The 20605-nt window shown below is 67.3% G+C and carries 19 protein-coding genes; 7 read left to right on the top strand and 12 right to left on the bottom strand.

What is annotated here, in order from left to right:
• Positions 1 to 17 precede the first annotated feature (17 nt).
• The 10 genes from ABD882_RS14305 to ABD882_RS14260 all read right to left on the bottom strand — a co-directional run bounded on the left by ABD882_RS14305 (position 18) and on the right by ABD882_RS14260 (position 10123).
• On the bottom strand, positions 18 to 854 hold the full coding sequence (locus ABD882_RS14305; RefSeq protein WP_345188004.1) for a tyrosine-type recombinase/integrase: 837 nt from the start codon (positions 852 to 854) through the stop codon (positions 18 to 20).
• A complete protein-coding gene (locus tag ABD882_RS14300; protein WP_345188003.1) occupies positions 851 to 1900 on the bottom strand; it encodes a tyrosine-type recombinase/integrase in 1050 nt (349 codons plus the stop codon). The genes ABD882_RS14305 and ABD882_RS14300 overlap by 4 nt, the downstream gene beginning before the upstream one ends.
• Positions 1901 to 2489: 589 nt before the next feature.
• Positions 2490 to 3176 (bottom strand): TetR/AcrR family transcriptional regulator, encoded by a 687-nt coding sequence (locus ABD882_RS14295; protein WP_345188002.1) that lies wholly within the window; start codon positions 3174 to 3176, stop codon positions 2490 to 2492.
• Between the two features lie 4 nt (positions 3177 to 3180).
• A complete protein-coding gene (locus ABD882_RS14290) occupies positions 3181 to 4365 on the bottom strand; it encodes an FAD-binding domain (RefSeq protein ID WP_345188001.1) in 1185 nt (394 codons plus the stop codon).
• A 98-nt stretch (positions 4366 to 4463) separates the two neighbouring features.
• Positions 4464 to 5396 carry a prolipoprotein diacylglyceryl transferase gene (lgt, locus tag ABD882_RS14285; protein WP_345188000.1) on the bottom strand — a complete coding sequence of 311 codons (933 nt, stop codon included), beginning with the start codon at positions 5394 to 5396 and terminating at the stop codon, positions 4464 to 4466.
• A 172-nt stretch (positions 5397 to 5568) separates the two neighbouring features.
• Entirely contained in the window at positions 5569 to 6510 is a 942-nt protein-coding gene (locus ABD882_RS14280; RefSeq protein WP_345187999.1) for an SDR family oxidoreductase, read from the bottom strand.
• Between the two features lie 17 nt (positions 6511 to 6527).
• Complete coding sequence (locus ABD882_RS14275; protein WP_345187998.1) at positions 6528 to 7739, bottom strand: redoxin domain-containing protein; 1212 nt, start codon at positions 7737 to 7739, stop codon at positions 6528 to 6530.
• Complete coding sequence (locus ABD882_RS14270) at positions 7723 to 8604, bottom strand: cytochrome c biogenesis CcdA family protein (protein WP_345187996.1); 882 nt, start codon at positions 8602 to 8604, stop codon at positions 7723 to 7725. The genes ABD882_RS14275 and ABD882_RS14270 overlap by 17 nt, the downstream gene beginning before the upstream one ends.
• A complete protein-coding gene (locus ABD882_RS14265) occupies positions 8601 to 9638 on the bottom strand; it encodes a cytochrome c oxidase assembly protein (RefSeq protein WP_345187995.1) in 1038 nt (345 codons plus the stop codon). The genes ABD882_RS14270 and ABD882_RS14265 overlap by 4 nt, the downstream gene beginning before the upstream one ends.
• Positions 9638 to 10123, bottom strand: a complete 486-nt coding sequence (locus ABD882_RS14260; protein ID WP_345187994.1) for a MarR family winged helix-turn-helix transcriptional regulator — start codon at positions 10121 to 10123, stop codon at positions 9638 to 9640. Before ABD882_RS14260 ends, ABD882_RS14265 begins: the two co-directional genes overlap by 1 nt.
• A 47-nt stretch (positions 10124 to 10170) precedes the next feature.
• Here ABD882_RS14260 and ABD882_RS14255 point away from each other — a divergent pair, with 47 nt between their 5' ends.
• The 4 genes from ABD882_RS14255 to ABD882_RS14240 all read left to right on the top strand — a co-directional run bounded on the left by ABD882_RS14255 (position 10171) and on the right by ABD882_RS14240 (position 14576).
• A complete protein-coding gene (locus ABD882_RS14255; RefSeq protein WP_345187993.1) occupies positions 10171 to 11568 on the top strand; it encodes a chloride channel protein in 1398 nt (465 codons plus the stop codon).
• Positions 11569 to 11682: 114 nt separating this feature from the next.
• A complete protein-coding gene (gene nhaA / locus ABD882_RS14250) occupies positions 11683 to 12951 on the top strand; it encodes a Na+/H+ antiporter NhaA (protein WP_345187991.1) in 1269 nt (422 codons plus the stop codon).
• 639 nt (positions 12952 to 13590) lie between these two features.
• The gene (locus ABD882_RS14245) at positions 13591 to 14031 is read left to right on the top strand and encodes a hypothetical protein (RefSeq protein WP_345187990.1); all 441 of its coding nucleotides are present in this window, start codon (positions 13591 to 13593) and stop codon (positions 14029 to 14031) included.
• Between the two features lie 38 nt (positions 14032 to 14069).
• The gene (locus ABD882_RS14240) at positions 14070 to 14576 is read left to right on the top strand and encodes a hypothetical protein (protein ID WP_345187989.1); all 507 of its coding nucleotides are present in this window, start codon (positions 14070 to 14072) and stop codon (positions 14574 to 14576) included.
• A gap of 244 nt (positions 14577 to 14820) precedes the next feature.
• On the opposite strand, the gene ABD882_RS14235 is transcribed toward ABD882_RS14240, so the two are convergent.
• Positions 14821 to 15120, bottom strand: coding sequence for a hypothetical protein (locus ABD882_RS14235; protein WP_345187988.1), 300 nt, complete (start codon positions 15118 to 15120; stop codon positions 14821 to 14823).
• Between the two features lie 108 nt (positions 15121 to 15228).
• On the opposite strand from ABD882_RS14235, the gene ABD882_RS14230 reads away from it, so the two are divergent.
• The 3 genes from ABD882_RS14230 to ABD882_RS14220 all read left to right on the top strand — a co-directional run bounded on the left by ABD882_RS14230 (position 15229) and on the right by ABD882_RS14220 (position 17365).
• Complete coding sequence (locus ABD882_RS14230; RefSeq protein WP_345187987.1) at positions 15229 to 16047, top strand: serine hydrolase domain-containing protein; 819 nt, start codon at positions 15229 to 15231, stop codon at positions 16045 to 16047.
• A 63-nt stretch (positions 16048 to 16110) separates the two neighbouring features.
• Complete coding sequence (locus ABD882_RS14225) at positions 16111 to 16773, top strand: hypothetical protein (RefSeq protein WP_345187986.1); 663 nt, start codon at positions 16111 to 16113, stop codon at positions 16771 to 16773.
• Between the two features lie 118 nt (positions 16774 to 16891).
• The gene (locus ABD882_RS14220; RefSeq protein WP_345187985.1) at positions 16892 to 17365 is read left to right on the top strand and encodes an S-ribosylhomocysteine lyase; all 474 of its coding nucleotides are present in this window, start codon (positions 16892 to 16894) and stop codon (positions 17363 to 17365) included.
• Positions 17366 to 17460: 95 nt separating this feature from the next.
• On the opposite strand, the gene ABD882_RS14215 is transcribed toward ABD882_RS14220, so the two are convergent.
• Positions 17461 to 20541, bottom strand: a complete 3081-nt coding sequence (locus ABD882_RS14215) for an alpha-mannosidase (protein ID WP_345187983.1) — start codon at positions 20539 to 20541, stop codon at positions 17461 to 17463.
• Between the last annotated feature and the right edge of the window lie 64 nt (positions 20542 to 20605).

The following is a 20605-nucleotide window of genomic DNA, read 5'->3' as shown; positions in this document are numbered from 1 at the left end:
TCAAAGCGGGCATGAATCTACTCCTCGGTTAGATCATGCCCTCCGACGATCCCAGGCCGATTCAGATCGCGGCCTTGCTCAATCCATTTGGTCAGGGTTCGCGTGGCGTAGTTGTGCCTCAGCGTGTACGGCGATGAGCCTGGAGCGATTCCGCCGGCGAGGACGCGGCAGCGCTGGTAAGACGCCCAGACCCAACGGCCCGGATAAGGCTTGCCCGGCCGCTGTTCGAAGAAGTATTCGCGTCCGGGAGCGCGGAGCTCGGCGAGTTGATCGAACCGCTCCAGCAGACCGGTCAAGTCGTCGCCCACGGGAACACGACGGTCCTTGTTGCGCTTAGACCGTTCGATAGTCAGGATCGCCGAGTCTAGGCTGACCTCCTCGCGACGAAGCAGGCGAGCTTCCTGTGGTCGCAGCCCGCATCCGAGGATGAGGCGAAACAGAACGGGCAGCGTGTATTCGCGGAACGGGCTGAGCGCCGAGTGAGGAACACAATCAGTCGCGGCGAAGAACGCCGTGAGCTCGTCATCGGTAAATAGGTGCGGCAATTTCGGGGAGCGAGGGCTGATCCACTCGGCGGGAAGCACGAATGCGTCCGCGCCGGCAAGGCGCAAATACGTGCCGAACGCGCGGATCGCGTGCGCCTTGTAGGCGGGGTAGTCGACGCGCGTGCCTTCCCGACACCATTCTGTCGCCAGATCGCGGGTCAGTATGGCCTCGCCTGGATGGCGGGCGGTGCAGAACCGGTCGAAACTGAGGAGCGGATAGATCCAGGTTGTCCGGGAGTAGCCGAGGGACTCGCGCCAGTTGAGCATCGCCTCGATTTGCGGTGCGAATGCGCTCGTGAATGAGATCACCGCAGTCCCTCCCTGGTGCAGGCCCAGCTGTCCAGAGGCAGACAGCATTCTCGAAGTGAGGCGTCGGCCAACGCGATGTAGCGCCGAGAGGAGTCGATGCGGCTGTGTCCGAGGATCTGTGCGGTCAGCTCGAGCTGGGCGCCGGACTCGACGAGGCGAGTACCGGTCGTGCGCCGCAGCGCATGGAACGTCTTGCCGTCCCCGGCGCGATGAATGACGCCGGCTTTGTCGAGCCATCTCGCCATCAGCAAGGCACCGGTCGGTCCGGTGAGCCGCACGAACGGAGCCTTCAGCCGCACGAAGACCTCTGGCGCGGTGGATTCCGGTCGACCGTTGAGTAGCCAGTCGGCGATGGCGTTGCCCGCAGGAGCTGATAGTGGCAGCGTCAGCGCTTCGGATGTCTTCCGTTGAACGAGGCGAATCTCGTCACGGTGCCAGTCGATCGCATCCCGGCGCAGCTCGACGATGTCGACCCCCCGAAGCCCGGTCGACAGCGCCAGGGCGACCATCGCATAGTCACGTTTCCCGTGTGGGGCGCTGGTGTCGATCGCGGCGAGGATGCGGGTTGTCTCATCCATCGTGAAGCAGGGCAGCACCCGCACCCGCCGTGGCCCGACTTTCCCGAGCAGCCCCTCAGCGTCGACACCAGTTAGTCCCTGGCTGTTCGTGAACCGGAGGAACCGCCTGATCGCCCAGACGGGGTTACCCATGCCGGAAGTATGTCGAGGACGCACGTCGATGAGATATCCACGAACATCATCAACCGCCAAGTCGCCCAACGGCTTACCTGACCTGTCGAGGAAGCGCAGGAACTGGCGGGCTTCACCGACCGCGAGCCGCGTCGATCCCACTGACAAGTCCTGTCGTGACGAAGCGGCAAAGTCTTCGAGCACCGTCTCGTAGAACGGCGTGACACCCGAACGGGCCGGTCGCCGCCGCCAGCGAACCTCCCCGCTCAGCTGAAACTCCAGCATCGCCCGCACCGATTTCTCCAGCGACGAGCGCATCACGGGCCCGATCTCACCTCCGCTGAGGCGCACGTCCATCGCCCGTAGGAAACGCTCAACGAGGTCTGCGTCCAAGTGCTCTCTTCCCTGCGCCCGGCAGAACCGGACCACTGCTCGACAGCACTCTCGGTAATACAACAAGGAGTTCGGCGCGAGTCCGACTTGCGCGGCCCCCGTCAACACTCCTTCGACCAGAACAGACAATTCATCATCCACAACAAGACCTCTCATCGGATGAGTGCGGCTGCCGTTAGCCGTACTACCAATCACGATGCGCTGTCGGTCAGGTTGATGCCACCACGATCATCAACACAGATCAGCGACAGCGAAGAGAAGATCGTATGGGCACGGCGGGCATCCGCCCTCGGAGCGCACCATCCCGCAGCACCCGTCGAGGACCAAGACCGGATCGCGACCGCTACCGCGAGGCCGAGGCGGCGCTATCAGCCGCGATCTCCGCCGACGACTGCGAACACCGCACCGCCCCTTCGCACAGTGCCGTGCCGCGGGCGGCAGGCTGGGCTGCTGCGAAGACCGCGTCCACCCACGTCAGCGCGCGCATGCGGAATCTTGGAGCCTGCTCCCGGTCCACCATGGCCACACGCGGATGATCCGCTATCTCCCGGCACTATCTGCGGTCTGGTTCAGTGGTTCTGGATGAGGCCGGGAATGGCTGGCTGGCGATGCTGGATGGGTCATGGGGAGCCACAGCGCCCCTGATCATGCTCATCAGCGCCGCGATCAGGCCAGGAAGCGCGGCATCATCGTCTGGCTGGGACATGAGCCAGATGTCCATCGCCTCGCCCATACCCATGGCGACCGCGATCAGCAATGCGGGCGGGACATCGTCGCGCACGGCACCCACACGTTGCCCCGTGGCGAGCACTTCTGCGATCCAGGGGAGGGAGGACTGCTCGAGATCCTCCTGAGCCTTCTGCGCCGAGGGGCCTTTCGCCGCGTTGGCCCAGCCGCGCAGCATGGCCGCCAACTGCGGGGACGCGACCAGCGCTCTCATCAGCCGGAGGTAGTAGTCGCTCAGGATGGCCCAGAAGGCGTCTGCATCTCCCACATCGAGATCGGGCAGCGGGCCGACCTTCTCGAAGAGTCCGGCCAGGCCGAGCTGTGCGACGTATCCGTACAGATCCTCTTTGCCGTCGAAGTAGTAGTACATCGACCCCTTGGAGATTCCGGCGGCATCGATCACCCGGTTGAGCGAGGCGTCGTGAAAACCGCGCGTCGCGAACTCGTCGAGGGCCGCCTGCACGATCGACTGCTGCTGGGTGGCAGATAATTTCGCGAAGCGGGGTCGGACCATGCTCTCAGTGTGCCGGAGCCTGGTCGGGAAACGGCGGGAGCTCGACGCGATCGTGGAAGCTCCGGCCCATTGCGATGCTGGCGACCTTGGGGAGCCCCATCGTCTTCAGCACCGTGTTCCTGACCAAGAGCTGGAACGCGTTCTTCGGGGCGAACGCCAATCCCAATCCCTGGGCGGCATCCTGTTTGGAACGCACCAGTGGGGCCAGCCGAGCCTCGTAGCGGGCGAACGCCTCGCGGTGGTCGCGGGTGCGTGCGAGTTCGGATGCCAGCGTGTACGCCTCCACCACGGCCAGCGCCGATCCCTGCCCCGCCAGGAAGGACGGACCCGCAGCGGCATCACCGACCAAGGCGATACGACCGGTCGACCACGCGGGCATGCGGATCTGGCTGGCCGAGTCGAAGTAGAAGTTCTTCGCGTGGGGCATGACCGCCAGCATCTCGGGAACCTCCCAGCCCATGCCGCTCGCCTTCTCGCGCAGCAGGCGCTCCTGCGCAGCGCGCTCGATCGGCACGTCCCCGTCATGACGAAGAGTGAACAGGAGCAGGGTGGCGTCATCGCGAAACGAGAGGCGGATCGCCTGTCCCCCGATCTCGGCGTACATCAGGGCGATGAGCTCGTCACGTCGGGGATACCGCTCCGCGTCGAACGCGGCAACCACCAGGCCGAGATACTTCTCGAACTGCTCATCGGGGCCGAACGCGATCCTGCGCACCTGCGAATGCAGGCCGTCAGCACCGACGACGAGATCGAAGTCGCGGGTGCTCCCGCTCCCGAAGGCGACCCGAACGCGCTCGCCATCGTCGGCGAGCTCCTGCACCGTGTCGCCGAGCACCAGCTCCACCTCGTTGCCGAGCGCGTCGTAGATGACCGAGGCGAGGTCGGCACGCGGGATGCTCAGATACCGTTTGTTCGACTCGATCACGGCCTCAGGGTTGAACGACGCGATCTTGCGACCGTTCCGGTCGATCGCCCGCGCCTCGGTGAAGACGTAGCCGCGCGTGCGGAGTTCGGGGACGATGCCCATCTGCTCCGCCACGTCGAAGCCGGCGCCCCAGAAGTCGATCAGGTAGCCGCCGGTGCGCAACTCTGCGGCATGTTCCACGATGGTGACCTCGTGACCCGACCTGTTTAGCCAGAACGCCAGCGTCGGGCCGGCGATCCCCGCGCCCACGATCAAGATCCTCATGATGCATCCTCTCTTCGGACGCTTTAGACCATCAGTCTAAACCGATGGTCTAACACAATCAACGGTGCTGCTGAGCGGCTCGGCGCGCTCCCGCGGGTTCACCGCGGCGTACTGGTCTTGAGGCGTTCCTCGTCGATGTCCGAAATCGAGGCCGCCTCCTCTGTCGCCTGACTCGGTCGCAGCGCCACGCGGGACGGACCGGTGAACGCTGACGGCTCGGCGCCGGGGTGCCGTCGGGCCTGGATGGCGAACAGCATGATGCCGAGCGCGACGGCGGCGAACGATGCCCACACGTTGGCGGGGACACCCAGGAAGCTGATGCTGGAGGGGTCGATGCGGATCGATTCGAGGTAGCTGCGGCCCGCTCCGTACCAGATCAGGTAGGCGGCCAGCACTTTGCCCCATTGCAGGGTGAAGCGGCGCTCGAGGTACAGGATCAGGGCGAACCCGAGCAGGTTCCAGATGATCTCGTAGAGGAACAGCGGCTGGAACAGGGTCCCGGCGGGCATCCCGGGAGGGAACTTCGGGTTGGTGGACTCGATCTGCAGTCCCCACGGGAGCGTTGTCGGGAGGCCGAACAGTTCGTGGTTGAAGTAGTTGCCGAGCCGACCGAGCGACTGTGCGACGAGCAGGGCGGGAGCGAGGGCATCGGTCAGGCTCCAGAATCGCACCTTGGCCCGCCGGCAGGCGATCCAGATCCCGACCGTCCCGCCGATCAGTGATCCGTAGAGGGCGTTGCCGCCATCCCAGATCGCGAACACGTTCCAAAGGTTGTCGCCGGGCGCGAAGTAGTCCCCCACGTGCGTGAACACATGGTAGAAACGCGCGCAGACAATGCCGAGGGGCACGGACCACAGGGCGATGTCCACCGCGAACCCTGGTTCGATGCCGCGCCGCTTCAGGCGCCGGCTCAGGATGAGCGTCGCCACGATGATCCCCGCGATGATGCACAGCGCGTACGCGTGAACGGTCAGCGGGCCGATCGGGAACTGCGCCCACGATGGCGGCGGACTGGGGATGCTTGTTCTCACGGGTTGTCCTTCGATGGGCTCACGCGAACCTGAACCGGCTCAGAGTACGTGGTGTGTGCATCGGTGTGGCTGAGAATCCAAAACTCCGGTGACAAGGACTCTCGCGATGGCCAGCGATTTCAGGCCGCCCCATGTTCGCCGCCGAGAGCTCGGCAAGTTCAGGGCAGGCACCTCAGCCAACCGGGTCGGCTCCGCTCGCGCGGGGTGCCGACGGTGGACCGTGATGATCTGATGCGCTGTCTGCCGATGCGGGCGCTGCCTGTTCGCGGAAGTAGTCGGCGATGCGGTGGGTCCCGGTGGGGAGGCCCACCGCGTCGGTGACGAGCCCTTCGCTGAAGAAGCGGGTGAGGTTACCGACGCGTGGACTCATGCGGTCTGCGATCCATTCGGCGGAGCGCAGCACAGGGGCGGGAACGCCGACGCTGTGGGGCTTCTTGCCGACCGCGGCGAATGCCAGCTCTTCGACCTGCCGGAAGGTGAGGATGTCGGGGCCGCCAACATCCCATTGGCCGGGGGCGTCAGGGACACGGTCGACGATGAAGTGTGCAAGGTCGGCGCCGTGGATGGGGTTCAGGCGGGTCTCGCCGGTGCCGAGATGCAGGGACATCCCCGCCCGGGCCATGGTGAGCAGATCGGTGAGGTCGGAGAAGTAGCCACTGGGTTTGAAGATCTGCGTGGGGATCCTGCTGCGCGATGCGGTCTCTGCGAAGGCGGTCTTGGCTCTCATGGTGAGCGAGGTGCCGGTCTCGGAGTGCAGCACACTGACGTAGCCGAAGGATCGGACGGCGGACCGTTCCGCGTCGCGGAGCACGGCCAGGTTCGCCGTGAAGTCGATGTCCCAGGGATCGGACTTCTGCCTGGTCACGCCGAGCGAGGAGACGACGCGGTCCACGTCGTCGCAGATGCCGTCGGTGATGGCGGGGTTCGTCACGTCGCCGATGACCCACTCGTCGACCAGTCCGGCAAGAGCCGGGGACCCGAAGGGCCCCGGCCCGAGCGCTCGTTCCCTGTTTCGCGCGAGTGCCGTGATGCGATACCCGCGGGCATGCAGCTCGGAGACGAGGTGGCGCCCGAGGTAGCCGGTGGCGCCGATCACGAGGATGGTCTCAGTCATGTGCGGTTCCTTTCGGTTCACCCGGCATCGAGGAGTGCCGGGTTCAGGCTGTGGAGGGTGTAGTCGAGCTCTTCTGCGGTGAACAGGCCCGGGTGGCGGACCAGGACCTTGCCGGTCGGGGAGAGGATGATCGTGTACGGCAGTTCGCTGACTCTGAATCGTGCCGATTGCGTTCCGCGAGGATCGCGCAGGATGGGGAACCTGATGCGGTTCGTGGTCACGGCCGCTTGTCCGGTGGCCGGATCATCGGCGACGTCGATGCCCAGGAACGCGACCGCCCCGCCGAGCTTGTCGGCTTCGGTCTGGTCGTCCGGGAGCTGGATGTTGCAGGCCGTGCAGGTCGATGACCAAAAGTCGAGGACGGTGAAGAGCCCTCTCGTCGTTGCGCTGGTGGTGAGCGTGCCTGTCACGGCGGGGCCCGTCACCGGATCCGGGGTGTCTCCGATCTCGGTGCCTCCCGGGATCGCCACCTTCAGGTCGACTCCGGCGACATGTCCCTGCTGTGAAGCCGGCAGCGCGTCGTTCGCGAGGACCGCGAGGCCATGACCGAAGGGGTCGGTGTCGGCGGACTCGACGCCGAATGCGGCGTGCTGAACGATGTGCCCGGTGGGGTCGATGATGAAGATCTGGCTGCCGTGCGCGACCGAGCGGGTGGCCGGGTCGAGCTGGATCGGGACGTCGTACGCTTTCGCGGCATCGGCCAGCCGGGCCGGGGTTCCGGTGAGGAAGTACCAGTTCGGCAGGCTGCCCAGCCCGTGCTGATCGGACCAGTTCTTCACGTCCGACGGCTTCGGGTAGTAGGGGTTGGCGTTGATCGACACGAATGCGATGTCGGATCGTTCGGACGGGGGCAGATCCCGGTCGGCGGCGATGATGTCCGTGGCGAGCATCGCGCACTGATCGGCACACCGATCGTCGTTGAAGGTCAGCACCACAGCTCTGCCCCGAAGGCCTCGTTCGTCGAAGGCGCGGCCGTTCTGGTCGGTGAGCCGATAGCGCGGCGCCGTTGCAGGGTCGGTCGGACCCGGGGTCACTCCGAGCAGGTCCGCGGTCTGCTGGTTGAGTCCCTTCGGCAGCGATTGTGCCGGTGTGGCCGGGGTGGGCTGGGACCAGCCTGTTGAGGCCGCGACCAGCAGCACGACGGTCACGATGAGAAGGCCGGACAGGATCCAGAGCACCACCCAGCCCCGCACCCCCGGGGTGCGTTCGTGCTCATTCGGCGATGCCATGTGTTTCCCTCTCTTCGCTGTTCTCCGCGGGCGCTGCCGCGGGGCTGCGCGCGTGCTCTCGGATCGCTGCGCTCACGAGGACTGTCAGGACCACGGCGACGAGTGCTGCGCCGAGGGGCAGCCACGCCTGCTCGAGCGTCTGTGAAGCCGCGCTTTGGAAGCCGTCGAGCACGCGGGTGATCGGTGCGGCGAGGTCGGGGGCACCGAGCCGGCCCGCCCAGAACGCGAGCAGGTAGAGACCGATCGCGACGCACACGCCGCCGGCCGCTCGGGGGATGTAGGCCGCGGCGGGGCGCAGCGCGCGCAGCGCGGCGGCATCGGCACAGGACACGATGAGCGCGGCGACGATCGCGAACAGGCCCATCCCCAGCCCGTAGGCGGTCACCGTCGCAACGATCGCCGGCGTTGTCCCTGTCGTCAGCGCCCCGCCGACCGCGGCGATGAAGACGGGCAGCGAGCAGCTGAGCGATCCGATCGCGTAGGCGATCCCGAACCCGACCATCGCGAAGAACGCGGTGCCGGCACGAAAGCGGGGCACGGACAGGACCGAGATCATCTTTCCGCACAGGCCCAGGACGCCGAGCACGATGATCGCTGTGCTGACCACGAGCATGACCCACGGGGCGCTGGCGTCGATCAGCCCGTGGATGGAGGCGATGGCGGCCGCCGCCACGCCGAAGACGGCGAGGAAGCCGATCGTCAGCGCGGCCCCGGCGCGCATGGCCGCAAGGGATCGGCGGGTCCAGCCGTCCTGCGTCGTGTCGATGAAGGCGGTCAGGTACACGGGGAGCAAGGGGAATCCGCAGGGGTTCAGCAGACCGATCATCCCCAGCACGAAGGCGTACGCGACAGCTCCTCCGGTCACGACCGTCGCCTCGCGTCGAGCGCGGCCAGGTGTTCAAGATGTGCGTTGTAGGCGGCGAGATCGGCGTCGCCGTCGCGTTCAGCCTTGCGCTCCGCTGCCGCGGTGTGCCGTGCATCGCTGCGCTGCCACTGCAGGAAGAGGACGGACAGCACCAGGAGCGTGGGCAGTTCGGTGAACCCCCAGGCGATCCCCCCGGCAGTCTGCTGGTCTCCGAGGGCGGTGACGCCGAGCGAGCGCGTCGGTGCGGCGTAGTAGGTCACCACGACGGTGCTCGCCATCATCAGCACGACTCCGAAGAAGGCGTGGAATGGCACCGGGATCGCCATCTCCGCGATGCGGCCGACGGTCCCGGCGGCCTGCCCCATCGGCCCTCCGCCCCGTCTCGGCGAGGGGTCGATCCCGAGAACGCCCCAGAAGTAGAGCATCCCGATCAGCAGGAAATGGATGAGCATCAGGTTGTGCCCCCACATCGTGCTCATCAGCGCAGTGAACACGGGCGTGAAGTAGAGCCCGTACAGACTGAACAGGAACAGGAGGCCCGTCACGATCGGGTTCGCGAGGACCGCCGCGGGCCGGGAATGCAGGATCCGCAAGAGCGCGGACCGGACCCTTCGACGCGATCGGCCTCCCCCGCTGAGGGTTCGGAGCAGCAGGGTCACCGGCGCGCCGAGGGCGAGGAAGATCGGTGTGACCATGCTGAGGGTCATGTGCTGCACCATGTGCACGCTGAACAGCTCCATGCCGTAACCGTCGAACCCGGTGGCGGTCATCAACTCGAGCGTGAACACGCCGACGATCCAGCACACTGTGCGTGTCATGGGCCAGGCGTCACCACGACGCCGGAGTGCCACCACGCCCGCGCCATAGACCAGCAGCAGGCCGATTCCGAGCAGCGGCAGCACAGGGATCGGCTGCGGATGGACCGCGAACAGTCGCGAAACGGTCAGCGGCATGGTCGGCATCCACATCGACCCCGTCATGCCCGCCGCTCCACCGGTCGGCGGCACGAGCTCCATGAAGACCTGGGGCGGCATCAGAGACCGAGGACGAGCAGGTCGGCTGCGGCGGGCTCCCCGGCCGCGTTCGTGAACGCCCGCAGGGCGACGCCGAGATGTTCCCGGTCTGCAGGGGCCATGCGCTCGAGGACGTCCTCGATCAGCAGGCGACGATGCTCCGTGACCGTGTTCACCAGCCCCCGGCCCGCGTCCGTGAGTGCGAGCAGCACCTCACGCCGATTGGCGGGGTTCGACTCGCGGCGCGCCCAGCCGCCCGTGACGAGGCGGTCCGCGGTGCGCGTGAACGTGGAGATCGTCACGCCGAGCTTCTCCGCGAGCACGCCCATGCGCAGCGGCCCTGACGAGGAGAGCACGACGAGGACGCGGAACTGGGGAAGCGAAACACTCTCCAGTGCCGGGACCATCGATCGGGCGATGATCCCCAGCAGGGCTCGCGATGCCGTCACCGTCGCATCGGTCTCCGGAAGGTCCCCGTCCGCCGCCTCAGCTGGCCTGCTCTGCATGTCGTCATACTCCCCGGTCGCGATACTTGCATGCATACAATGCTTGTGTGACAGCAAGTGTAGCGCGTGTGGCGACCTGGTTCCGGAAGAACCGGTACGGCCTGCTCACCCTGGCCCTCATCATCGGAGTGGGCGCGGGGCTCGGCGCCTTGGCCTTCCGCGCGCTCGTGCTCGGAATCACGTGGGCAACGACCGGGAGCGCGGAGTTCGGTCAGGACGGCCGTGTGCCCAGTGCACACCTGCCGTGGTTGGGTCTCGGCTTCTACGTGCTCATTCCGGTGATCGGCGGGCTGATCTACGGGCCGCTCGTCTACCGGTGGGCGCGGGAGGCGCGTGGCCATGGCGTGCCCGAGGTGATGATCGCGGTCGCCGAGGGCGGTGGTCGTATTCGTCCGCGTGTGGCCGTCGTGAAGGCGCTGGCCTCCGCGTTGACGATCGGCACCGGCGGGTCCGTCGGCCGGGAGGGCCCGATCGTGCAGATCGGGGCGGCGCTGGCCTCCGCTCTCGGGCAGGGCACCCGCCAACCGGTCGGGCGGCTGCGGATCCTGGTCGCCTGCGGGGCGGCCGGTGGCATCTCCGCGACCTTCAACGCGCCGATCACCGGAGTGTTCTTCGGGGCGGAGATCATCCTCCGAGAGATTTCCGCAGGGTCGCTGTTCGCGATCATGCTGTCCGCCATGGTCGCGGACGCCGTCGTCCGGCCGATCCTCGGTGCGGACGCCTTCCTCAGCGGCTTTCCGCATGACGCGGCGTTGGGGCATTCCGTCGATTATCTGCTCGTCGCCGTCCTCGCCGTGATCGCTGCTCTGGTGGGGCAGCTCTTCCGATACGTCCTGTACGCCGTCGAGGATCTGTGCGACAAACTCTGGGGCAACCGTCCGGAATGGGCACGTCCCGCCGTGGGCGGACTGCTGCTCGGCCTGCTGCTGCTCGCCGTGCCGCAGATGTTCGGCGTCGGCTACCCCGTGATGTTCCAAGCGCTCCACGGCGACTACGGCCTCTGGATGCTGCTGTTCTTCGCGTTCGCGAAGATCCTCGCCACTTCCCTCAGCCTCGGCATCGGCGGATCCGGCGGGGTGTTCGCCCCATCCCTGTTCATCGGGCTCATGCTCGGCACCGCCTACGGCGTCCTCGCGCACCAGCTGTTCGGCGAGGCGGCCGGAGACCCGGCCGTGTACGCGGCGATCGGCATGGGCGGGGTGTTCGCCTCCGGCACCCGAGCGCCGCTGACCGCGTTCGCCTCCGTCGTCGAGATGACCGGAGACGTCTCGCTGGTGCTTCCCGTGATGCTGACGAGCGCGATCGCGACCGTCGTGTCCCGCTCGGTGTCGTACGGGACGATCTACACCACCAAGCTGCTCCGTCGCGGACAGGACATCGAGAAGCAGCAGGACCGCGAGTATCGACGCATGCTCGGCGGCGGAAACGACCCCTCCGCAGCCTGACCCGAAGCCGGGTCCCGAACGCCACACGCTCGCGTAGGCTGGACGAGGCGCGTCGGGAAGTCTGGTCGACACCGACGCCGGCGCACCCGCCGGCGTCACGACCAGAGGAGACCCGTGACCCACTTCGCGCACGCTCGCAACGCCCGCCGCCGTCTGCGCAGCTGGGCGACGAAAGAGACCACCGGCGGGATCCTGCTCCTCGGCGCCGCGGCTTTCGCCCTACTGTGGGCGAACTCCCCGTGGCACGGCGCCTACACGGCCCTGTCTGAGGTCACGATCGGTCCGGCATCGCTGCACCTGAGCCTGCCGCTGTCCGCATGGGCGGCTGACGCTCTCTTGGCGGTGTTCTTCTTCGTGGTCGGCGTCGAACTCAAGCACGAGCTCGTCGCAGGAAGCCTGCGGCGCCCGAGGGAGGCCGCCGTCCCGGTCCTCGCCGCGGTCGGCGGGATGGCAGTGCCCGCACTGCTCTTTGCCGGGGTGATCCTCCTCAGCGGTGATCGGGACGCGCTGCACGGATGGGCCATCCCGACCGCCACCGACATCGCCTTCGCGCTGGCCGTGCTGGCCATCTTCGGCCGGGGCCTGCCGAAAGCACTGAGGACGTTCCTTCTCACGCTCGCCGTCGTCGACGACCTCCTCGCGATCGTGGTCATCGCGATCTTCTACACGTCCGGCATCAACCTGATCGCGCTGGCCTGCGCGATCGTCGCCGTCGCCCTCTTCGGACTCATCGTCCGCTCCCGCCGCCCCCGCTGGTGGCTCCTCCTACCCCTCGCAGCCGTCGCGTGGGGCTTCATGCACGCCTCCGGCATCCACGCGACGATCGCCGGTGTCCTCCTCGGACTCGCCGTTCCCGCGCGGCCCGTGCATGGCGAGTCCCAGCCGCGCACCCACCGGTTCGACGACGCGGTACGCCCGTTCTCCTCCGGCATCGCACTGCCCGTCTTCGCGTTCTTCTCCGCCGGCGTCTCCCTGATCAGCGACGACAGGCCCCTCGCTGTGCTCGCACAACCGGTCGTCCTCGCGATCGTCATCGGACTCGTGATCGGAAAACTCGTCGGGGTACTCGGCATGACCGCGCTCCTCACACGCCTCACCCCGCTGCGCCTGCCCGACGCGATCGGCATCCGCGACCTCCTCCCCATCGGCCTGCTCACCGGGATCGGCTTCACCGTGTCCCTGCTGATCGCAGAGCTCTCGTTCCCGGACGGCACCCACACCGGCGGAGCCAAGATCGCCGTCCTCGCAGGTACACTCGTCGCCGCCACCGCGGCATCCGTGCTGCTGAGATGGGATGCCCGCAAGGCCCGTGCGGCGGACATGAACGACGACGGCCGCGCCGACCAGGACACCGGCGTCATCGGGATCGAAGACGACGCCTGACTACTTAACTCGAACGCGACGAACCTCGGAGGTGCACCCGCCACCCCACTGAAGCAAGCAAGCACTTCAGAACTGTCATGCGCATCGCGGTGGTCGCGTTCGAGCCCGATTCCGGGTTAGCCGAAAGGAGAGCAAGGAGATCGCTCTGGTTGCCTCGGAGCATCCCGCCACCTTCGCGCTGTTCGAAGTCCGCGGGACGCGATGGCGGTCGATGTGGTTGGTTTGTCGGTGAATTTCGACAGCGGATATCGGTGAACTTTGACAACACCCGCCGGTCACGCGGATTGGATGTCGATCAATTTCGAAAGCACCGCGGTGCTGGATCGAGAGACCGCGTTCAACAGGTCCCTGAGCTGCTGAGCCTGAACCCGTGGCGAGGGTGCCGAGATTCTTGCCAACGTCATCAATGAGGGTGTAGACCGGCGAATAGCAAAGGCGCAACGGCTGCGACACCCGACCTCGGCTACAGCAAGGGAACCCAAAGAGATGCTCCTTCGCAAGAGGGCGTTGCTGGTCGCAGCAGCCGCCCTGTCCGCAGTCATTCTCACCTTCGGCCTAGCAGGTCCGGCGAGTGCCGCGACGACCACCGGATCCGATGCGCCTCCGACGTCGCCGCCAACGGTCACCGTATCGGCCCCAATGACGATCGACTGCTCCACGCTCAAGCCTGCTGGTCTCAAGTATGCGATCGAGCACAACGTGAATATCTGCGGCGTCCTTGACCATGGATCGAAGGCGGGGAATGGTTCGGTCACACCAAACGCGAACCCGGTCGTCGGCGACTGCGGAACTGCCAGCATCAGCGGGTGGACCCTGGGCAGCGGCAGGGCCTATTTCCAGTTTCGTTTGGTCTCATCGACAGGGGCGATCTGGTACTACTCGACATCCATCGTGTATAGCGGCTCGGCAGGCGGAGGTTCGCTTACCTTCAGTGGCTGGTGGCCAGGAATCGAGGCTACGGGCGGCGGCCCAGCGAACACCGGTAGTGGATGGGCGGACGCATACGTGGCCGGATCCGTCACGACCGATTGGGCCGAATGCACGATCGGGTATCCGTCAATGAGCCTGTTCGTCGGGTAATCCCAGAGAAGCCTCAAGCGCCGACGAAAGGTGACGCCATGACCAGCAATGAAGAGCCGATGATGGGTGTTCCCGTGTCGGCGGAAGAGGCCGCGCGGCGAAAGGCGATGCTCGCTGAGTTCCTCGCGAGCGGGGCCCTTCCGCCGCTGTATCGGCTATCAACGATGGCCCCGGACGTCGACTGGGGAACGACGACATACGGCAGCCCAACACCCATCTCTCAGACGAAATACGTCTGGGAAAAGGGAGCAGCGACGACGCCTCGCTTCGAGGTTCATACGCTCGAGTTCGGCGCCGCGGACGAGATGACGATCGTGCCCTGGGGATTGAACTTCGGGGGTCCTCCGCCCGACGTTCTCACAGCACCGGAGACCATCCCGGTATCGATCGACGAAACACCCCAAACGGGCCAGGTCCTCGCTTCGTCCTCGAACGGCTGGATGGTTGTCACCGAAGCGCCGAACGGCACCTTCTTGGCCCTTGGTCCCGGAGCGCTTCCGAGTTCCCTGACGCTCGTGAGCGTCGTTGTCGCTGCGCCTGTGTGACGAGGTCCGAGGATTAAACGCCGCCAACGAGACCGTTCGTCCTAATGAGTGCTGCCGATACTCACCAACATCTCGGGCCTGGCGACGTCGCGACCGCTGTCGAAACTCACCGATGTCCGCTGTCGAATCTCATCGACAAAACCAATGTGGTGCATACCGGCCAGGCTGGCATGCACGTTGCTGCACAACCGCGTCCCTGGTCCGAAGCACATTATTCCGCGTGTTGCCGGCCACCTCGGCCATGTCACGCTGGAGGACACGCGCGAATCGGCATATTCAATGAGTAGGAATAATCGAGGCAGAAGCTGCAGCCGACGGTCGCTGCCGCCGACATCGTGGCAAGAGTCGACAGGCTCTTGTCGAGCTCGTGCCACTTCTCGGTCTTGCGGCCGAAGTTCATCATGTCGGTGAACACAGGGCGGTGGTGCCAGAGCACCCCGATCGAGTCAGGCACCCGGCCGAACATCTTCTTCGTGGCGAACTTCACCACGGCGCCGTAGAGTCCGGTCACCTCGGTCGCCGGGATGCGGGTCTGGGTCGTCATGATCTGCTCCTTCTGCGGCGCGCTTCTCGCGCCTTCGCACATGAAGACACCGGCCGGGGCGGATGTGTGACATCTTGATCCGATGACGGCTCGTGGGACGATGGCTCCGTGGAGACCACGACCTTCGCCGCGACCGACGGCTTCCCGCACACCGCCCTCGTCGGGGTCACCGGCCCCGAGGAGACCCTCGCGGTGCAGGGCGATCCGCGGGCCGTGCTGCCGCTGGCCTCCGTGACCAAGCCGCTGACCGCGTGGGGCGTGCTGGTCGCGATCGACCATGCACTCATCGACCTGGACGACCCGGCCGGCCCCGCCGGTGCGACCGTGCTCGACCTGCTCGATCACACGAGCGGGCTGCCGATGGAGGGATCCGAGCCGCAGAAGGCCCCGGGCGAGCGGCGCATCTACTCCAACGTCGGGTTCGACGTGCTCGCTGCGCACGTGGCGGACGCCGTAGGGATGGACTTCGCGGATTGGATGCGGCGCGAGGTCACCCTTCCGCTCGGCATGGCTCAGACGGACGTCACCGGTCGGCCGTCGGCAGGTGCGCGCTCCTCGATCGAGGATCTGCTGACCTTCGGCCGCGAGGTGCTGCGGCCCACGCTGATCCCCGCCGCGCTGCGCGATCTCGCGCTCGCCGTCTCCCACCCGGGGCTGCACGGCATCGTGCCCGGCTACGGCGCGTATGCGGACAACCAGTGGGGCCTCGGCTTCGAGCTCAAGGGCGCCAAGACCCCGCACTGGCTGAGCGACACGCTCTCGCCCGAGACCGCGGGCCACTTCGGGGCCCTGGGCAGCCTCCTGTTCATCGACCGGTCGCACGACATCGCCGCCGCGTTCCTGTCCGGCGTCCCGTTCGGCGAGGAGCACAAGCGGATCTGGCCCCCGCTCACCGAGGAGATCGTCGCCCGCTACGGGCGAGGCTGATCAAGACGGAGCATGCCGATTCGCCCGACCCTCTCGCGGCGTGGTTGCGGCTAGGGTCGGGGCATGGTCACAGTCGACGTCGGATCGGCCGCACGAGAACGCCAGCGCACGTGGGTGCTTGGCGGCGCGCTTCTGGTCGCCTCTCCGGTCGCGGCACTGGCCAGCACGGGCGCGCTTCTCGCGCTGGTCAGGGCAGTCGATCCGCTCTTCGCGCTCGGCGTGCTCGTCTTGGTTGTCGGGATTGGGCGAGCCGGTAGTGTGACGGCGCGTCGACCGCTCGGCACAGGGGCGGCGATCGGACTCGTCGTCGTGATGCTGACCCAGCCGCTCGTCGCCGCCGTGGTCGACCCACCTCAATATCAGATGCCGCTGAGCAACTCCGTCCCACCACTTCAGCTCGTCGTCCCGGTGACATTGTCGGTGAAGCTCATGCTCGCTCTCATCGCGGCCATTCAGATCGGCCGTGTCGGTGTCGTCCCGCGACCGTGGAACTGGACGCCTCTCTGGGTGCTGTGCGCTGTCGCGATCATGACTGCCGTACCTATGTCGCCGTTCTGGACACCATTGATGGGATCGGGAGCCAATATCGCGCCGCTCATGGTTGTGTTCGATGCATTCGGCCTGGCGCGTCAGGCCGCGGTCGCATTCCTCGGGATCGTCGCGATCGTGCTCGGAAGCCGATCAGGGACAGGATCCGTCCCGGTCTACTCGTCTGCCGCGCCCTGAGGATCCGGATCCGTCATCGTGTTGCGGAGGCGGGGACGTCGCCGCGGCCGGCGGAGTAGCCTCGATCGCGGGCCGGATCCGGTCCGTCCCGAGAACCCGCCACCGAAGGAGATCCGCCATGGCCGAGGTCGAGAGCTTCACCCTGGACCACACCGCCGTCAAGGCGCCGTACGTGCGGCTGATCGGCGTCGAGCAGGGGCCGCGCGGGGACGAGATCTCGAACTTCGACGTGCGGTTCGTGCAGCCGAACGAGGGCGAGATCCCCACCGCAGGGCTGCACACGATCGAGCACCTACTCGCCTCGCTGCTGCGGGACCGTGTGGACGGCGTCATCGACATCTCGCCGTTCGGCTGCCGCACCGGGTTCCACCTGATCATGTGGGGCCGCCCGGAAGTGCCCGCGCTCGTCACGGCGATCACCGACAGCCTGCGCTTCATCGCCGAGAAGGCCGAGTGGAGCGACGTGCCCGGGGTCAGCGCCGTGGAGTGCGGCAACTACCGCGACCACAGCCTGCACAGCGCCCGCGAATGGTCCGCGCGGATCCTCGAGCAGGGCATCAGCCGCGACGCCTTCGCCCGCGTTCTGGGGTGAGTCGCCGGGTCGTTGAGCGAGGACCGTTCTCCGCGGGATCACCGCGTTTCGTCTCGCTGCTCCTTCGTCGCTGCTCGTTCAACGGCCCCGGGATGTCACACCCGGGGGATGCGGAGGGTGCGCACCTCGAAGGGGCGCAGCGACAGCGCGCCGCCGGTGCGCGGATCCGCCAGCTCGTCCTCGATGAGCGAGACCTCGCGGATCCCGCCGTGCTCGAACCCGACCGACAGCGTGCCCGTCGCGCGGCGTCCGAGCGCCTCATACACGCGCACGATGACGTCTCCGGAGCGGTCGTCGGCGAGCTTGACCGACGAGACGACGATGCCGTCGCCCTCGATCGAGACGAGCGGATCCGTGCCGTGCGCGCCGCGGACGATGGTCTCCGGCGCATTCAGGCGCTGCCCCTCGGCGGTGGCGAGTGCGGCGTCCGCGCCCACCACGAAACCGACCGTGATCTCGTGCACGCCGTGGTCGGTGTCCGGATCCGGGAACCGCGGAGCGCGCAGCAGGGAGAGCCGGATCGTCGTGGTGGCGTCGTCGCCGGACGCCTCGCGGCTGGTGTCATAGCCGTAGACCGAGTCGTTCACGAGCGCGACGCCGAAGCCGTCGTCCTCCGTCGCGAGCACGAACCGGTGCATCGAGGTCTCGAACTTCGCCGCCTCCCAGCTCGTGTTCACGTGCGTCACCCGGCGCTGGAAGCCGAACTGCGTCTCGGCGAGGGTCTCCCGGGCGAACACGTCGAGCGGGAAGGCGAGCTTGAGCAGCTTCTCGGCCTCGTTCCAGTCGATCCGGTTGCGCAGCAGCACCGTGCGCGATCCTGGGGCGAGCGAGATCGTCTGGCGGATCTGCGACTGGGAGAAGGATCGCTCCACGACGACCTGCGCGACCCCGTCCACCACGGACGCCGAGATCGAAGAGATGTCCACGAGGTCGTCCACGCGGTTGCGGTAGTACTTGTCGATGTCCCACGCGTCCCACATGTTCGGGAAGTCCTGGTGCAGCTGGAACAGGTTCGCGGGGGATCCGGCGGGGATCGCGTCGCGGCCGGTGACGAGGTCGATCGCCGAGACGATCAGTCCGTCGCGGGAGATCAGGATCGTGACCGCGTCGTTCGTGAGGCGGAAGCCGCCGTCCTCCTCGGAGAGGCGCGTTTCGTCTCGGTCGGCTGCGCCGTCCTCGCTCAACGACCCCGGGGTGAGGTCGGCTGCGCCGTCCTCGCTCGACGACCCCGGGGTGGGGGTGGCTGCGCCGAGGGCGCCCGCGCCGCCGACCGGAGTGTGCACCGGACGGAACACGATCTCGAGATCCCCGGATCCGGCCAGCGCCTGGCGTGCCGTGGCGGCCAGGGCGTTCGCGGCCTCGGCGACCTGCGTCAGCACGGCCACGGCCTCGCGATGCACCCAGGCGATCGAGGTCCCGGGGAGGATGTCGTGGAACTCGTGCAGCAGCACCTGCTGCCACAGCGCGTCGAGCTCGTCGTGCGGATACGCGGTGCCGAGCCGTACCGCGGCGGTCGTGGCCCACAGCTCGGCTTCGAGCAGCGCCTGCTCGGCGCGGCGGTGCGTGGCCTTCGTGGCGTGCTGGCTGGTGAGCGTGCCGCGGTGCAGCTCGAGGTAGAGCTCGCCGACCCAGACGGCGGGGTTCGGCAATTCGGCGCGCGCCGCGTCGAAGAACTCGTCGGGGTGGATCCACTCGACCTGGGCCGATCCCTCCAGCGAAGCGAGCCGGGTGGCCTTTCCGGTCATCTCGCGGGTGGTGCCGCCGCCGCCGTCTCCCCAGCCGACCGGGGCGATCGATCGCGTCGCGACGCGGTTCTCCTTGAACTGGCGGGAGGCCTTGGCGACCTCCATGCCCGAGAGCTGCGAGTTGTAGGTGTCCATCGGCGGGAAGTGCGTGAAGATGCGCGATCCGTCGATGCCCTCCCAGTCGAAGGAGTGGTGCGGGAAGACGTTGCGCTGGTTCCAGGAGATCTTCTGCGTGAAGAACCACTCGAACCCGGCCCGGCGCATGAGCTGCGGCAGGGCGGGGGAGTAGCCGAAGCTGTCCGGCAGCCAGACGCCCTTCGAGCGGATCCCGAACTCGCGCTCGAAGAAGCGCTGACCGTGCGAGAACTGCCGCACCAGGGACTCGCCGGTCGGCATCACGGTGTCGGACTCGACCCACATTCCGCCCAGCGGCAGGAACCGTCCCTCGGCGACGGCGGCCTTGATCCGCTCCCAGACCTCGGGGCGGTGCTCCTTCATCCATGCGTACTGCTGCGCGCTGGACATGCCGTAGCGGAACTGCGGCTGCTCCTCGAGCAGGGTCGTCATCGACGAGGTCGTGCGGGCGACCTTGCGGATCGTCTCGCGCAGCGGCCACAGCCAGGCCGAGTCGATGTGGGCGTGCCCGACCGCGGCGATGCGGTGCGCGCTCGCGTCGGCGGGCGCGGCGAGCACGTCGACGAGCTGGGCGCGGGCGTCGCCGGCGGTCTCGACGATCCGCTGCAGGTCGAGCACGTCGAGCGCGTCATCGAGCGCCTGCAGGATCCGCATGCGCCGCGGGCTGGTCTCGGGAAGCTCCGCCTGCAGCTCCAACAGCACCTCGAGGTCGAGGGACAGCTCGAACACCTCGGGCTCGAACACCGCGAGATCCATGTGCCGCACGCGGTAAAGCAGATCCGGCGAAGAGGTGAGGATGTCGCCCTCGTGCGTCGGCAGGAACGGATGGTAGTCCAGCAGCACCGGGTTGGAGGCGCCCTCCAGGTACAGCTCGACCGCCTCCTCGCTCTCGGCGCGCTCCGTGATCGGCACCCACTGGTTGCGCGGGTTGATGCTCTTCACCGGGACCGGCTCGCCGTCGGCGCCGGCCCGGTAGGCGAGGGCCTCGCATTGGAAGCCGGTCATGTTGACGTCGAAGCCGAGATCGATCAGCGCCTCGACGCGGCGCCCCTCCCAGGCGGCCGGGATCGCACCGCGGATCCGGAACCAGGTCGTGCCCCATGCCCGACCCCATTGCCGGCCGGCCTCGAACGGCGCATAGTCCAGCGCGATCCCCTCGGAGGCCGGGATCGGCTCGCCGGGGAGGACGTGAGCGGTGATCTCCAGAGGGATCCGGGCGGAGTGGATCGCGGGCCGCACGCGCTCGGTGAGCACGCGCGCGACGCGTCCGGTGGTGAGCGAGGTCTCTTCGTGCACGGGGGCGCTCCTTCGCGGTGCGAAAATCAGAGTACTCGTCCGCGGAAATCCCCGCGGACGAGTC

It is taken from the genome of Microbacterium panaciterrae, assembly GCF_039541635.1.
GTDB classification, from domain to species: domain Bacteria; phylum Actinomycetota; class Actinomycetes; order Actinomycetales; family Microbacteriaceae; genus Microbacterium; species Microbacterium panaciterrae.
Note: the sequence above shows the minus strand (reverse complement) of the source record. Positions and strands in the feature narration are given on the sequence as shown.